The sequence below is a fragment of the Burkholderia sp. lig30 genome (assembly GCF_000687455.2).
Taxonomy (GTDB): domain Bacteria; phylum Pseudomonadota; class Gammaproteobacteria; order Burkholderiales; family Burkholderiaceae; genus Burkholderia.
In genome coordinates, this window is the sequence record NZ_JGVW01000068.1 from 52,765 (window position 1) to 67,848 (window position 15,084).

A 15,084-nucleotide genomic window follows, 5' to 3' on the forward strand; every position below is an offset into this window, starting at 1 on the left:
TGCCAAATAATGCCTTTCCGATCCGCCATGACCGCCTATTCGCGATTGACCGTTATGGCATATCCGTGATGTTTGAGCAGGGCATGCTGGCGCGCCCGCTCCAGATCGTGCTCGACCATCTCGCGGCACATCTCCTGCACCGTGATAACCGGCTCCCAGCCAAGCTTCTGCTTTGCCTTGGCGGGATCGCCAAGCAACGTCTCCACTTCAGTGGGCCTGAAGTAACGCGGATCCACCCTGACGATGATGTCCCCAACCTTCACGGCAGGCGCGCGATCGCCCTCTACCGCGATCACCAGCGCGTGCTCTTCAACGCCCTGCCCACGGAATTCAAGATGGATCCCCAGCTCGGCAGCACTCCACTGAATGAATTGCCGCACACTGTACTGCTGGCCGGTAGCGATAACGAAATCTTCCGGTTCATCCTGCTGCAGCATAAGCCACTGCATTCGCACGTAATCCTTGGCGTGCCCCCAATCCCGCAGGGCATCCATATTCCCCATGTAGAGACAGCTTTCCAGACCCGTGGCAATGTTGGCCAAGCCCCGCGTAATTTTGCGCGTGACAAAAGTCTCACCGCGTCGCGGGCTTTCATGATTAAACAGAATGCCATTGCACGCGTACATGCCATAGGCCTCACGATAGTTAATCGTGATCCAATATGAATACAACTTCGCTACTGCGTACGGGCTGCGAGGATAAAACGGAGTCGTTTCCTTTTGAGGAATTTCCTGGACCAGCCCAAACAGCTCACTGGTGCTGGCCTGATAGAAGCGCGTTTTCTTTTCCAGACCCAGAATTCGAATTGCTTCCAGCAGGCGCAGCGTACCGATCGCATCCACGTCCGCCGTGTACTCAGGGCTTTCGAAACTCACCGCCACATGACTTTGCGCACCAAGATTGTAAATCTCGTCAGGCTGCACTTGCTGGATGATGCGCACCAAATTACTGGTATCAGAAAGATCGCCATAGTGAAGCGAGAAACGCTGATCCGTAACGTGCGGATCCTGGTAAATATGGTCGACCCTGTCTGTATTAAAGAGACTCGCACGACGCTTGATGCCGTGAACGACATAACCCTTTTCCAAAAGAAACTCGGCAAGATAAGAACCATCCTGCCCAGTAATCCCGGTAATCAACGCAATTTTAGTTTTTTCCGTCATTCCGTCCCCCTTCAGGGAATTGTCTTGTACACAACTCACGGAGTCGCCCATCCATAACGCATGCAAGATTTTGGCAGCAACATGAACGTCTTCGAGTCCGAACCAGATGGCTTTCGCGCCGGGTACGCCATTGGCTTTGCGGCAGAGGAAGCCGCCCGGGTGCGCGATCATGCGCAGCCCTCGCCACTGAGTTCGGGTTTGGCCGGCGGCTTGACTTGGGGTAGCAGGCAGTAGATACCCACCGCGAACCCCTACGGCGCAGAGGAACAGTTCGATCCGGATCCAGGCAGGCACGCTCCATACGCATCACGCCACCAGGATCAGGAACGGTGCCGACGCGCGTCGGATCCCATATCGGGCATGCAGAGCGGCACACGCTCGGACGTTACCAAGAGGTCCACGCCGGCAGATTCCGAGTCTGTCCAGCGGAGCGCACCCCAAGCCAGAATGTTCGCGCCATAAACAAGAACAAAGGCGAGGCATCCGAAGTTTAAAAGTGCTTACCGACTTCAGTGAGCCGAAAGCACTTCGTCGCACACAGCGCCATGCCTGCAGAATCGCGTACAAACCAACGCCATCAGAGTGGTGCGATTTGCTTTTCCAAGAAATCTGCGTAAGCCATTTCGAGCCCGGCCTCCAGATCAACCCTGGCCTGCCAACCCAAGGTGTTAATTCTGGAACTGTCCATTAGCTTGCGCGGGGTACCATCGAGCTTGCTGGAATCAAAGGCAATGTCGCCCTTATACCCAACAATCTTGCCAATGGTCTCCGCAACTTCACGAATCGTTATGTCGTAACCACACCCCACATTGATGTGGCTAAGCATGGATTTCGTATGCTGGTCGTATACAGCCTTATCAAGGCTCATGACATGCACACAAGCTTCCGCCATGTCGTCGACGTAGAGAAATTCTCGCTTCGGCGTGCCCGAGCCCCAAACGGTCACCAAAGGTAAATTGTTGACCTTGGCTTCGTGAAAGCGGCGAATCAGCGCCGGAATAACATGGGAGTTTTCCGGGTGGTAATTATCGCCTGGGCCATACAGATTGGTGGGCATGACGCTGCGGTAGTCCACACCACAGCTTTCGCCATATTGTCGGTTATAGCTTTCACAGAGCTTGATGCCCGCAATCTTGGCGATGGCGTACGGTTCGTTGCTGGACTCCAGCAGGCCGGTTAGCAAAGCATCCTCCCGCATCGGCTGCGGCGCAAGTTTGGGATATATGCAGCTGGAGCCGAGGAAGAGAAGCTTCTTTACGTCGTTTCGGAAAGCAGCATCGATGATATTGGCCTCGATCATCAGGTTCTGGTAGATGAATTCAGCCGGATAGGTGTTGTTGGCGTGAATACCGCCGACCTTGGCAGCCGCAATGTAAACCTGATCGGGCCGCTCGGTTTCGAAGAAACCGCGCACGGCTGCCTGGTCGGTCAGGTCGAGCTCAGCATGGCTACGGGTGATGATATTTGCCTGCGACCGAGCTTGCAGGGCACGGACAATAGCCGCCCCCACCATCCCTCGATGGCCGGCAACATAAATCTTTGGCTCTTTGCTCATTGACTGCTTCGCCCGTAATGGTCTTCGAAACGGACTATGTCGTCCTCTCCGAGATAGCTGCCAGACTGCACTTCGATAATCTCAAGAGGGATTGTCCCTGGATTAGCAAGGCGGTGGACTTCGCCCAAGGGGATATAGGTTGACTGGTTTTCACTAAGCAGGACAACCTTGTCGCCGCAGGTGATCTCAGCAGTCCCCTTCACCACGACCCAGTGCTCTGCGCGGTGATGGTGCTTTTGCAAACTCAAACTTGCCTTGGGTTTTACTTGAATCCGCTTTACTTTAAATCGGTGGCCATCGTCGATGCTGTCGTACCAGCCCCAAGGGCGATGAACCTTGCGGTGCAGCGTGTGTTCTTCGCGCTGCTGCCGATTAAGTGCGCTTACGATGTGCTTGACATCCTGGCTACGCGACCTGTCTGCCACCAAGACGGCGTCAGGGGTTTCAACGACCACTAGGTCCTTGACGCCAACCAGAGCGACCAAGCGGCTAGTGGCATGAACCAGGGTGTTGCAACTATCGTTGGTCAACACATCGCCAAGATGCGCATTTCCGACCTCGTCCTTAGGCGACATTTTCCAAACTGCGTCCCAAGCACCCAAGTCACTCCAGCCGGCGTCCAGCGGCACCATCGCAATGGGGAAGGCGCTGCCGGGGCAACGTTCAATGACAGCGTAATCCACCGATTCGCTCGGAATGGCCGCAAACTCATTCTTAGCCGGGCGCACAAAAGACGCATCGTTGCTACGCTTGCCCCAAGCCGCGCGCGTAGCTTCGGCGATGTCAGGCCGAAACTGCTCAAGCGCTTTTAACCAGATCGAGGCCTTGAGCACGAACATGCCCGCATTCCAGAAATAGCCACCCTCGGCGAGATAGCGTTCTGCCGTAGCCACGTCGGGTTTTTCAACGAAGCGCTCAACGGTGAAAACGGCAGAAGTTGCGCCTTCGCTCGAGCCCGCCTTGATGTAGCCGTAACCCGTTTCGGGAAGGTTAGGCGCGATACCAAGGATCACAACCTTGCCTTCCGCCGCCTGGCGGATAGCCTGACGCATGGATTGACTGAATGCCGCCCCATCCTCCACCGCCTGATCGGCAGGGGTGACCACCAAAATCGGATCCCCACCATTCTCGAGGGCCGCCAACGCTGCAAGCGTTAGCGCTGGAGCCGTGTTACGGCCTACCGGCTCCAACAGTGCAGCACCAAGCTCAATTTCCACCTCGCGCAACTGCTCCACCGCAAGGAAACGGTGTTCATCGTTGCTAACGATATAAGGCGGGGCAACTGGCATCTGAGCACCGCCCAACGCCGCCAGACGTCTCGCCGCCTGCTGAAACAGACTCTCGTTGCCCGCCAAACAAAGAAACTGCTTAGGGAACCCCGATCGCGACAGCGGCCAGAGCCGAGTCCCGGACCCGCCACAAAGAATTACGGGCTGGATTGAATCAGTCATGGCCGAACAGGTCACGGGTATAAATCTTGTCCGCCACATCGGCCAGAGCAGGCGCGTGGCGGTTGGCAATAATCAGATCAGCCTCGCGCTTAAAGGTATCGAGATCATTCAAGACGCGCGACTGATAAAACTCGGCCTCTTCCATCACGGGCTCATGAACAACCACCTCAATACCTCTGGCCTTGATCCGCCTCATGATGCCCTGGATGCTCGAAGCACGGAAATTGTCGGACCCCGCCTTCATGATCAGGCGGTAGACGCCGACCACCTTCGGATTCCTGCGAATGATCTCATCAGCGATGAAATCCTTTCGCGTGGTGTTGGATTCGACGATGGCATGAATGAGGTTCTGCGGCACGTCGCGGTAGTTGGCCAAGAGCTGCTTGGTGTCTTTGGGCAAACAGTAGCCACCATAGCCGAAACTGGGGTTATTGTAATGAGCGCCAATACGCGAGTCGAGACAAACGCCATCGATGATCTGTCGCGTGTCCAGACTATGGGTGGCGGCGTAGGTGTCGAGTTCGTTGAAGTAGGCGACCCGCATCGCAAGATAGGTGTTGGCGAAGAGTTTGATCGCCTCAGCCTCGGTGCTGTCGACGAACAGCACCGGGATATCTTGCTTGATTGCACCCTGCTTAAGCAGCCGGGCAAAGGTTTCCGCTCTCTCGGACCGCTCTCCGACCACAATGCGAGAGGGGTGCAGATTGTCGTAGAGCGCCTTCCCCTCGCGGAGGAATTCCGGAGAGAAGATCAGATTTTTTGTGCCGAGCACTTCCCGCGTTTTGGCCGTATAACCAACCGGCACCGTGGACTTGACGATCACCACAGCTTGCGGGGCGATGGCCATTACGTCGCGGACGACGGCTTCGATCGACTTGGTATTGAAGTAATTGGTCTCGGGATCGTAGTCGGTCGGTGTTGCGATGACGACATAGTCAGCCCCAGCGTAGGCTTCGTACTTGTCCAGCGTCGCCCGAAAATTCAGCGACCTGTTTTGCAGGTAATCCTCGATCTCAACATCTTCTATTGGGGATTCCCGACGATTCAGCCTGGCAACCCTATCCGCGACGATGTCGAGTGCGACGACTTCGTTATGCTGAGCCAGTAAAATGGCATTGGACAACCCCACATAGCCAGTTCCAGCGACGGCGATCTTCATTGGCTATCACCCATTGCAGAAGTTAGGTCCGCCTCCAACGCTCCGACTCGCTGCTCCAGCGCCGCATACTCAGGCGTCCTGCGCTTCAGAAACCCCACTGTCAATTTCGATTTCTCAGCACTCCTTGCCAGTGCGAGCAAGGACGCACGACATAACTTGCGATCACCCAGACAGAAGTTCCGCGTGTTGATCCAGCCTTTTTCCACCAAGAGCCGAAAGCCGCCATTGATGCCGACAAAGCTGGCGCCCAGCCTCCGCCGGTACAGACCAGGCATTTGGCGCAAACAGCACAGCACTTCGAACTGAATTTCCTCCTGGAAACCAGCGAATCGTGGTATTGGGGATATGGAGATCAAATCATTCCAAGCACGCTACCGCCATGCCGTATCACGATCAGCAAGCGCGGTCAGCGGGGCTTTAACAGGGGAGGAGGTGGTTGAAAAAACGCGACCGAATGTACCATTCGTACGCTCGACGAACGATGGGATTGTGCCACACCGTCATAACTTTTGGAACAGCCCCGTAAGCCACCTGAAACCGTCGCCTATTCGAGCTGGCGGGCAGGCACAAGACCGTGACCGTTACCAAGGTCGAGCAGGAAGTGATAGTTATGCTGACAGGCGCGGAGCACCGACGGCACGGGTCGATCGAACGGAAGCTGGATTACAACGAGCGGCATCCCCGTTGCGCACTGAAATATTGCTCGCCATGCGAGTTTCGGCGCTCGACGGCCCCATTAACCGTAATGTAAGGTCGTGCCCGGGCGACGAGGGCAAGGCCACAACAACGCCTCCGCTAAACGGGACATGTTCATTGTCGCGCTGCAGCCAACGGGATAAAATATTAAAGTACAGTCAGCTTTTGGAGGTCGCGATGCACTGGTATCTTGTTCATACAAAGCCAAGACAGGAAAGGTGCGCGCTGCAAAACCTTGAGCAGCAGGGTTATAAGTGCTACCTTCCGACCCTCCCCTCCGAAAAGCTCCGCCAGGGGAACGTGGCAGTGACGGACGAGCCGCTGTTCCCGCGCTACCTGTTCATTCGCCTGGGGCGGGGCGACTCGGCAAAGAGTTGGACGCCCATCCGCTCAACCAAGGGCGTCAGTCGACTGGTGAGTTTCGGAATGGAGCCCGCCAAGGTCGACGATGGCCTGATCGAATTCCTGCAGACGCAGGAAGCGTCCGTTCAGGTCGAGCCGGAACGGCTGTTCAAACGGGGCGAACGGGTTCACCTGACCGAGGCCCCCTTCGCTGGCGTCGAGGGTATCTACCAGATGGCCGATGGCGAGCGCCGGGTCATGGTTCTCATCGAACTCTTGAGCAAGCCGGTCACCGTTCGAGTGGCTCCTGCCGGTTTGCGCAAAGCGGGCTAAGCACTGCCAACACAACCGGACGTCAAGCTCTGTCGACGTATGCGCGTTGCGCATTGCGAAAAAAACAGCACCTCCGGGACGGCGCACGAGTCGATATCCCGTGACGTGGAGCTGATGGACACGAGCATGCGTGTCGTACCCAAGCAGCAACATTTCTTACAGTTGCGCATACGCCACATACGATTGTTATCGGTCGGCAGGCCACGGAATTCAGGTAAGACACCCGAAAGTTCACAATCTTCACAAAGTTGAAACACACGAACCGAGCGCCTCGCGCCAGTCAGGCGGATACACTGAAAATACCGAAGTCAGTTTCGAGCACGAAAGCCGTGAGTTTCTCGGGCGCTGTGCGAGTGTCGGATACGCTTCGGTCGAAATTCGGTTAACGGTCGGCCTCGCCTCCTCCGGCATGGATTCGAAGATGGCTTCTGCGAATCCCGCCCATGAAGTCGCACCGGACGCCGTCAAATGATAAATGCCCGCGTTCTTCCGCCACCAATCCACATCATCGATGCGTTCATGCAGCACTTGCGTCGCGATGTGTGCCGTCAGTGCCGCGATCGTCGCCGACCAGGTTGGCGCACCGATCTGATCGTCTACGATGCTCAACTCGGACCGCTCGCGCGCCAGGCGCATCATCGTGCGGAGAAAATTTCGACCGTGCGCGCCGTAAACCCAGCTCGTCCTGAACACAAGGGATTTGCCCCCTGCTTCCACAACGGCACGCTCGCCATGCAGCTTGGTCTTGCCGTAAGCGTTGAGTGGGTTGGGCGAATCCGACTCGTCGTAGCTGCCGGCCTTGCCGCCATCGAAGACGTAATCGGTGGAATAGTGGATCAGCGCCGCACCGACCTTGGCAGCCTCCTCGGCCAGTACGCCTGGCGCATCGCCATTCACACGGTCCGCCAGCGCAACGTCTGCTTCGGCCTGGTCGACGGCCGTGTAGGCGGCTGCATTGACAATCAGCGTCGGCCGGAGATCCCGTACGACACGGGCCACCTGACCCAGATCCGACAGGTCGAGCATGCGCCGATCGGCAGCGACGACCTGGCCCAGACCCTGCATGCTGCGCAGCAACTCGAATCCCACCTGGCCGGCCGCACCGGTCACGAGAATGATTGGCTTGTCGATATCCGTCATAGACCCGTACCCATAAACACATCCGCCGCCCGGTGAGCGATGCTGTCACCGGCGCTCTTGACAGCAAAAAATATGGCGCCGCCCATCACGCGACCACGCTTACGCGTAAGTCTGCGCGTCACGCAACAGCGTGCCGGCGGCATCCTTCTCTGCGACCAGCGGTTCGCCGGAAACCGGCCATTCGACCCCGACATCGGGGTCGTTCCACAACAGGCATCGCTCGTGCTCCGGATACCAGTAGTCGGTCGTCTTGTAGACGAAATCCGCGAACTCCGACGTGACCACGAACCCGTGCGCGAAGCCCGGCGGCACCCACATCTGCCGCTTGTTCTCGGCGGACAGCACGCAGCCCGCCCATTTGCCGAACGTCGGCGAGCTGCGGCGAAGATCGACGACCACGTCGAACACCTCGCCCGACACGACGCGCACCAGCTTGCCCTGCGCGTGCTCGATCTGATAATGCAGGCCGCGCAGCACGCCCTTCGCGGAACGCGAATGATTGTCCTGCACGAACGGGGCCGATACGCCGACCTGTTCGGCGAAATCGCGCGCGTTGAAGCTTTCGAAAAAGAAGCCGCGCGCATCGCCGAACACGTTCGGTTCGATGAGCTTGACGTCGGGCAATGCCGTGGTGATTACTTTGATGGCCATGCGAGCGGTTCCGAGAGTAGATTTTGCAGGTAGCGTCCGTATCCGTTCTTCAGCAACGGCGCAGCCAGCCGCTGCAGTTGCTCCGAATCGATCCAGCGTTGCCGGAACGCGATCTCCTCGGGGCACGCGACCATGAGCCCCTGGCGCTTCTGCAGCGTCGCGATGAAGGTCGCCGCCTCGATCAACGAATCGTGCGTGCCGGTATCCAGCCACGCATATCCGCGCCCCATGATTTCGACGTCGAGCTGCCCCGCTTCGAGGTAGCGCATATTCACATCGGTGATCTCGAGTTCGCCCCGCGCGGACGGCTTGATCTCGGCGGCGATGTCGCAGACCTGGTTGTCGTAGAAGTACAGTCCCGTCACCGCGTAGTTCGAGCGCGGCTTGAGCGGCTTTTCCTCGATCGACAACGCGCGGAAGCTGCGATCGAACTCGACCACGCCATAGCGTTCGGGATCGTGCACGTGATACGCGAACACGGTCGCGCCATGCTCGCGCGCGTTGGCGCGCGTCAGCTGCTGGACGAGATCGTGACCGTAGAAAATGTTGTCGCCGAGCACGAGGGCGGACGGATCGCCGCCGATGAATTCGCGGCCGATGATGAATGCCTGGGCCAGCCCGTCCGGCGACGGCTGGACCGCATACTGGATGTTCATCCCCCAGCGCGAGCCGTCCCCGAGCATCGCGGCAAAGCGCGGCGTGTCCTCGGGTGTCGAGATCACGAGCACGTCGCGGATGCCGGCGACCATCAGCGTCGACAGCGGATAGTAGATCATCGGCTTGTCATACACCGGCAGCAGTTGCTTCGACACGGCGTGCGTGATCGGATAGAGCCGCGTGCCGGACCCGCCGGCCAGAATGATGCCCTTACGTGCCATCTCGGCTACCCTCAAGTGCGTTGCGCATAGTTGACGTCGACCCAGTTGCGGTATTCGCCGGATGCCACCTCGTCGACCCATGCCTGGTTCTGCAAATACCAGCGAACCGTCTTCGCCAGCCCCGTCTCGAACGTTTCCGCCGGCTTCCAGCCGAGTTCGCGCTCGAGCTTGCGCGCGTCGATCGCGTAGCGGCGATCGTGGCCGGGGCGATCCTTCACATAGGTGATCTGATCGCGATACGAGCCGTCCGCCTTCGGACGCAGGCCATCGAGCAGATCGCAAAGCTGATGCACGACGTCGAGATTCGCCTTCTCGTTCCAGCCGCCGACGTTGTACGTTTCGCCCGGCACGCCGCGCGCCAGCACTTCCCGAATCGCGGTGCAGTGATCGCCGACATACAGCCAGTCGCGCACGTTCTGCCCGTCGCCGTAGATCGGCAGCGGCTTGCCGGCCAGCGCGTTGGCGATCATCAGCGGGATCAGCTTCTCGGGGAACTGGAACGGGCCGTAGTTGTTCGAGCAGTTCGTCGTCAGCGTCGGCAGCCCGTACGTGTGGAAGTACGCGCGCACGAGATGGTCGGAACCGGCCTTCGTCGCGGAATACGGGCTGTTCGGCGTGTACGGGGTCGTCTCGGAGAACGGCGCATCGGACGCGGACAGCGAGCCGAACACTTCGTCGGTCGATACGTGCAGGAACCGGAACGCCGCGCGGCCGGCATCGTCGAGGCCGTTCCAGTAGGCGCGCGCCGCTTCGAGCAGCGTGAAGGTGCCGACCACGTTGGTCTGCACGAAATCGGCAGGCCCGTGAATCGAGCGATCCACATGGCTTTCGGCTGCAAAGTGCACGACCGCGCGCGGCGCATGCTCGGCGAACAGCGCATCGAGCGCCGCCCGGTCGCAAATGTCGACGCGCGCAAACACGTGCGCCGGATTGCCTTCGAGCGACTGCAACGTGCGCAGATTGCCCGCGTAGGTCAGCTTGTCGACGTTCAGCGCGGCCTCGCCGGACCGGCTCAGCCAGTCGAGTACGAAATTGGCACCGATAAATCCCGCGCCCCCCGTTACCAGGATCATATGGCTCCCTTTAGAAATGCGTGACCGGCGCCGGGCCTGTCGCCCGCCGCACCGGATGTTGCGAGTGGCTGCGTACGGCCACCTGTCGCCCGGCATTTTACCTAGTCGCTATGCCCGCCGACGCCATGCAATGTTAATTTTGTCGGAGAACGCGACGATAACGGGAAGGAAACGCCCGTGACGCACGCCGCAGCACCGCCAATTTGACGCAACGCCGCAAACCGGATATGCCAATGAATTATTCTGCCGGATCGACCGGTTCCGATCCAGTCGCCAAGGTAGCGTGCAACCTTTCGACCGGTGCCCGGCCCGTTTTTGCCTGAACCCACTCACCCGACCTCATGACGCACGACCCCATCGCCATCGGCGACATTCAAGGCTGTCACGCCGCCTTCCAGCAACTCGTCGACACGCTGGCGCTGCCCGGCGACACGCCGCTCTGGATCGCCGGCGACATCGTCAACCGCGGCCCGGCCTCGCTCGCCACCTTGCGCAGCCTCGTCGAGCTCGGCCCGCGCGCGACGGTCGTGCTCGGCAACCATGACCTGCACCTGCTTGCCGTCTCCGCCGGCATCCGCACCGAGCGGCCCGGCGACACGATCGGCGAGATCCTCGACGCGCCGGACGCCGAAGCGCTGCTCGAATGGGTGCGTCACCGCCCGTTCGCGCACGCCGAGAACGGCATGCTGCTGGTGCATGCGGGGGTCCTGCCGCAATGGGACGTCACGCTGGCGCTCGAGCTGGCCGACGAGCTGTCGCGCGCGCTGCGCGCGCCGGACTGGCACGAGACGCTGCGCCAGCTATACGGCAACGAGCCGAACCAGTGGCAGCCGAACCTGAAGAAACGCGACCGCATGCGGGTCGCGTTCAATGCGTTCACGCGCATCCGCTTCTGCTCCGCGGACGGCGCGATGGAGTTCCGCGCGAACGGCGGCCCGGACCGCGCGCCCGCCGGCTACCTGCCGTGGTTCGACGTGCCCGGCCGCCGCACCGAGGATGCGACGGTCGTGTTCGGGCACTGGGCCGCGCTCGGCCTGATGCTGCGCGACAACCTCGTCGCGCTCGATTCCGGATGCGTATGGGGAAACCGGCTGTCGGCCGTTCGCCTCGCGGCCGATCCGGCCGCGCGCACGGTCACCCAGGTGCAGTGCGACGAATGCCGCACGCCGGAGGAATAATTCAGCCCTCGCGGCCCGGCACCGGCTCGTCGGCGCGCGCGTCGCCCGGCGCGCCGAGCTCGACGACCGTCTCCGGATACGCATCCCGCGCCAGCGCGGCGAGCGCGTCGGCGGTCGGGCGGCCGACCGAGGCCTGCATCTCGCTCAATGCCGCCTGGATCGACGCCTGCGCGGCGGCCGCCATCGCGCGCCGGTCGCCGCCCGGCTCGATCGGGTCGCACACATACAGGTGCACGACGATCGACCCGGCGCTCAGCACCCGCTCGAGCGAGTTGCCGAGCGACAGCTCGCCGACGTATGCGGGATCGAGCGATTGGCGGCCCTGCGCGTCCTCGTACATCAGGCAGATCGGCTGCACCGCGCAGCCGGCCGATACCGCGGCCTGGAACAGGTTCGCGTGGAACGGCAGCAGACCGAGGCCGTCGGACGTCGTCCCTTCCGGAAACACGCACATCAGCCCGCCGCCGCGCAGCCGGTCGGCCATCTCGTGCATGATCCGCATCGCCTCGGTACGCTTCTCGCGCTGCAGGAACACGGTGTCGATCTGCGCCGCCAGCCAGCCGACGACCGGCCACTGCCGCACCTCGGCCTTCGACACGAACGGGGTCGGACGCCACGCATTGATCGCGTAGATGTCGGCCCACGACACGTGATTGCCGACGACGAGCGCGCGCGCGTCGAGCCGCGCGCCGTCGTTGTGGACGACGAGGCGCATGCCGCCCAGTCGCAGCAGCTTCTGCGACCAGCGCCGCGTCATCCCGGCGCGCTGCGCGGGCGTGACGCGCGAAAAACGCAGCGCGACGACGGCCATGCCGTGCAGCAGATGAATGACGAGGCGCAGCTTGCGAAAAACGGTCATGGCGGCCTTCCGGCGTCAGTTAGTTGCGCTCGAACGCGACTTGCCCGGACACGAGCGTCGCGCGCACCTGCGCGGGCAGCTCGTAGCCGAGGAACGGCGAGTTGTGGCCCTGGCTCTTCAGCGCGCGCGGATCGACGCGCCAGTGCGCGCGCGGATCGAACACGCACAGGTCGGCCGTGCCGCCTTCGACGATGCGCCCGGCCGGCAGCTTCAGCACGTCGGCCGGCGCCGCGGTAATGTGCCGGAACGCCTGCGCGAGCGGCACGCCTGCCTCGTCGGCCCACTTCACCGTCAGCGACAGCAGGAGTTCGAGGCCGGTCGCGCCGGGCGTCGCCTCGGCGAACGGCAGCAGCTTCTCGTCGTCGTCGACGGGCGTGTGATCGGAGCAGATCGCGTCGATCGTGCCGTCGGCGAGCGCCGCGCGGATCGCCTCGCGGTCGCGCTCGCTGCGCAGCGGCGGATCGAGACGGAACTGCGCGTCGAAATAGCCGATGTCGACGTCGATCAGGTGCAGGTGGTTCGCGCTGACGTCGCACGTGACCGGCAGCCCTTCGGCCTTCGCTTCGCGCACCAGCGCGAGGCCGGCGGCCGACGACAGGCGCGCGAGGTGCACGCGCGCGCCGGTGACGCGCACCAGCTCGAAAATCGTGTGCAGCGCGATCGTCTCGGCCGCGACCGGCACGCCGGACAGCCCGAGCCGCGACGCGACCGGGCCGCTCGCCGCGACGCCGCCCCGGCCGATGAAGCCGTCGAGCGGCCGCAGCCATGTGGTGTAGCCGTAGGTGCTCGCGTACTGCAGCGCGCGCAGCAGCACCTGCGTGTCGCGCATCGGCACGTTGGCCTGCGTGAAGCCGATACAGCCCGATTCGGTCAGCTCGACCATCTCGGTGATGACTTCGCCCTTGAGGCCGACCGTCAGTGCGCCGAGCGGATAGACGTTCGCCTGGTGCAGGTTGCGCGCGCGGAACTTCAGCATCTCGACGAGGCCCGGCTCGTCGAGTACGGGGTCGGTGTCCGGCGGGCACACGAGGCTCGTCACGCCGCCCGCGACCGCCGCGGCCATTTCGGACACGAGCGTCGCCTTGTGCTCGTAGCCCGGCTCGCGCAGCCGCGCGCACAGGTCGACGAGGCCCGGCGCGACGACCATCCCGGTCGCGTCGATCGTTCTCGCCGCGTTGAAATCGGCCGGCGCGTCGCCGATCGCGGCCACCTTGCCTGCCGCCACGAAAACGTCGGCCTGCCGTTCAGTGCCGGCGACCGGATCGAGCAGCGTGCCGCCTTTGATATGAATCTTCATGCGCTGTCTGTGAATGCGTTGAATGCGTTGAATGGATGCGCGCCGCGCGGGGTCAGTCGCTCGTGCCGGCGACGATGCCCATCACCGCCATGCGCACCGCGATGCCGAACGTCACCTGGTTGAGGATCACCGATTGCGGGCCGTCGGCGACCTGCGAATCGATCTCGACGCCACGGTTCATCGGGCCCGGGTGCATCACGATCGCATCCGGCGCCGCAAGCGCGAGACGCTCGGGCGTCAGGCCCCAGCTCTTGAAGTATTCCTGCGCGGACGGCAGCAGCGCGCCGCTCATCCGCTCGTTCTGCAGGCGCAGCATGATGATCACGTCGACATCCTTGAGGCCTTCCTCGAGGTTGTGGAACACGCGCACGCCCATCTGCTCGAGGCCGCCCGGCAGCAGCGTGCGCGGGCCGATCGCGCGCACTTCCGGCACGCCGAGCGTGGTCAGCGCATGGATGTCCGAGCGCGCGACGCGCGAATGCAGGATGTCGCCGACGATCGCGACGCGCAGCTTCGTGAAGTCGCGCTTGTAGTGGCGGATCGTGTACATGTCGAGCAGGCCCTGCGTCGGGTGCGCGTGGCGGCCGTCGCCGGCGTTGATCACGTGCACGTGCGGCGCGCAGTGCTCGGCGATCAGGTACGGCGCGCCGCTCGACGCGTGGCGCACGACGAACAGGTCGGCATGCATCGCCGACAGGTTGTTGATCGTGTCGAGCAGCGACTCGCCCTTGCTCGTCGACGACGCGTTGATGTTCAGGTTCAGCACGTCCGCGGACAACCGCGTCGCGGCGATCTCGAAGGTCGTGCGGGTGCGCGTCGAATTCTCGAAGAACAGGTTGAAGACGGACTTGCCGCGCAGCAGCGGCACCTTCTTCACTTCGCGGTCGGTCACGCTGACGAACTGCTCGGCGGTGTCGAGGATGTGCGTGACGATCGAGCGCGGCAGGCCCTCGATCGACAGCAGGTGCTTCAGCTCGCCGTTTTTCGTGAGCTGCGGATTGCCCTTCAGGAAGCCGTAGCGGAATCGCTCGGCGCTCTCGGCGGCAGCGGGATTGCCGGTGCGGCCAGTGGTGTCGGTGGTCATGGTGTGCGTGATTCCAGCGTATGCGTGACGGGCCGGGGTGCGAGCCGGCGGCCCGAGGTGCGGATTCGGGTGCGATCAGCCGCCGTGCGCCTCGATGCGCAGCGAGAACTGCGCCGCGTCGTCGCGCGCGAGCACGAGGGTCGCATCGGCCGGCACGTCGATCGCGCCGCCCGCAAAGCGCGCGGCCACGGGCAGCTCGCGGCCGCCGCGATCGGCGAGCACCGC

13 protein-coding genes and 1 pseudogene are annotated in these 15,084 nt (G+C 62.0%); 2 read left to right on the forward strand and 12 right to left on the reverse strand.

Annotated elements, in window-relative coordinates; all coding sequences use genetic code 11:
* Positions 1-35: 35 nt before the first annotated feature.
* The 4 genes from gmd to LIG30_RS09900 all read right to left on the reverse strand — a co-directional run bounded on the left by gmd (position 36) and on the right by LIG30_RS09900 (position 5,328).
* On the reverse strand, positions 36-1,334 hold the full coding sequence (gmd, locus tag LIG30_RS09885) for a GDP-mannose 4,6-dehydratase (RefSeq protein ID WP_268760696.1): 1,299 nt from the start codon (positions 1,332-1,334) through the stop codon (positions 36-38).
* A 406-nt stretch (positions 1,335-1,740) separates the two neighbouring features.
* Positions 1,741-2,718, reverse strand: coding sequence for a GDP-L-fucose synthase (gene fcl, locus LIG30_RS09890; protein WP_038711709.1), 978 nt, complete (start codon positions 2,716-2,718; stop codon positions 1,741-1,743).
* Complete coding sequence (locus LIG30_RS09895) at positions 2,715-4,169, reverse strand: mannose-1-phosphate guanylyltransferase/mannose-6-phosphate isomerase (protein ID WP_038711711.1); 1,455 nt, start codon at positions 4,167-4,169, stop codon at positions 2,715-2,717. The genes fcl and LIG30_RS09895 overlap by 4 nt, the downstream gene beginning before the upstream one ends.
* Entirely contained in the window at positions 4,162-5,328 is a 1,167-nt protein-coding gene (locus tag LIG30_RS09900; protein ID WP_038711712.1) for a nucleotide sugar dehydrogenase, read from the reverse strand. Before LIG30_RS09900 ends, LIG30_RS09895 begins: the two co-directional genes overlap by 8 nt.
* Positions 5,329-6,201: 873 nt before the next feature.
* On the opposite strand from LIG30_RS09900, the gene rfaH reads away from it, so the two are divergent.
* Entirely contained in the window at positions 6,202-6,699 is a 498-nt protein-coding gene (gene rfaH / locus LIG30_RS09905; RefSeq protein WP_038711739.1) for a transcription/translation regulatory transformer protein RfaH, read from the forward strand.
* A 240-nt stretch (positions 6,700-6,939) separates the two neighbouring features.
* Here rfaH and rfbD read toward each other — a convergent pair whose 3' ends face one another.
* From rfbD to rfbB, 4 genes are all read right to left on the reverse strand, one after another.
* Positions 6,940-7,839, reverse strand: a complete 900-nt coding sequence (gene rfbD, locus LIG30_RS09910; protein ID WP_038711714.1) for a dTDP-4-dehydrorhamnose reductase — start codon at positions 7,837-7,839, stop codon at positions 6,940-6,942.
* Between the two features lie 99 nt (positions 7,840-7,938).
* On the reverse strand, positions 7,939-8,490 hold the full coding sequence (gene rfbC / locus LIG30_RS09915) for a dTDP-4-dehydrorhamnose 3,5-epimerase (RefSeq protein ID WP_038711716.1): 552 nt from the start codon (positions 8,488-8,490) through the stop codon (positions 7,939-7,941).
* The gene (rfbA, locus tag LIG30_RS09920; protein WP_038711717.1) at positions 8,475-9,368 is read right to left on the reverse strand and encodes a glucose-1-phosphate thymidylyltransferase RfbA; all 894 of its coding nucleotides are present in this window, start codon (positions 9,366-9,368) and stop codon (positions 8,475-8,477) included. Before rfbA ends, rfbC begins: the two co-directional genes overlap by 16 nt.
* Before the next feature lie 11 nt (positions 9,369-9,379).
* Positions 9,380-10,441 carry a dTDP-glucose 4,6-dehydratase gene (gene rfbB, locus LIG30_RS09925; protein ID WP_038711719.1) on the reverse strand — a complete coding sequence of 354 codons (1,062 nt, stop codon included), beginning with the start codon at positions 10,439-10,441 and terminating at the stop codon, positions 9,380-9,382.
* 341 nt (positions 10,442-10,782) lie between these two features.
* On the opposite strand from rfbB, the gene LIG30_RS09930 reads away from it, so the two are divergent.
* Positions 10,783-11,619, forward strand: a complete 837-nt coding sequence (locus LIG30_RS09930) for a symmetrical bis(5'-nucleosyl)-tetraphosphatase (protein ID WP_038711721.1) — start codon at positions 10,783-10,785, stop codon at positions 11,617-11,619.
* Between the two features lies 1 nt (position 11,620).
* Here the strand turns inward: LIG30_RS09930 and LIG30_RS09935 are convergent, their stop codons facing one another.
* The 4 genes and pseudogenes from LIG30_RS09935 to LIG30_RS26185 all read right to left on the reverse strand — a co-directional run.
* Complete coding sequence (locus LIG30_RS09935) at positions 11,621-12,478, reverse strand: lysophospholipid acyltransferase family protein (protein ID WP_038711722.1); 858 nt, start codon at positions 12,476-12,478, stop codon at positions 11,621-11,623.
* A 19-nt stretch (positions 12,479-12,497) separates the two neighbouring features.
* Positions 12,498-13,775 carry a dihydroorotase gene (locus tag LIG30_RS09940; RefSeq protein ID WP_038711723.1) on the reverse strand — a complete coding sequence of 426 codons (1,278 nt, stop codon included), beginning with the start codon at positions 13,773-13,775 and terminating at the stop codon, positions 12,498-12,500.
* Positions 13,776-13,827: 52 nt separating this feature from the next.
* The gene (locus tag LIG30_RS09945) at positions 13,828-14,859 is read right to left on the reverse strand and encodes an aspartate carbamoyltransferase catalytic subunit (protein ID WP_038711725.1); all 1,032 of its coding nucleotides are present in this window, start codon (positions 14,857-14,859) and stop codon (positions 13,828-13,830) included.
* Between the two features lie 75 nt (positions 14,860-14,934).
* Positions 14,935-15,084 (reverse strand): annotated as a pseudogene (locus LIG30_RS26185) (bifunctional pyr operon transcriptional regulator/uracil phosphoribosyltransferase PyrR); the annotation flags it as partial.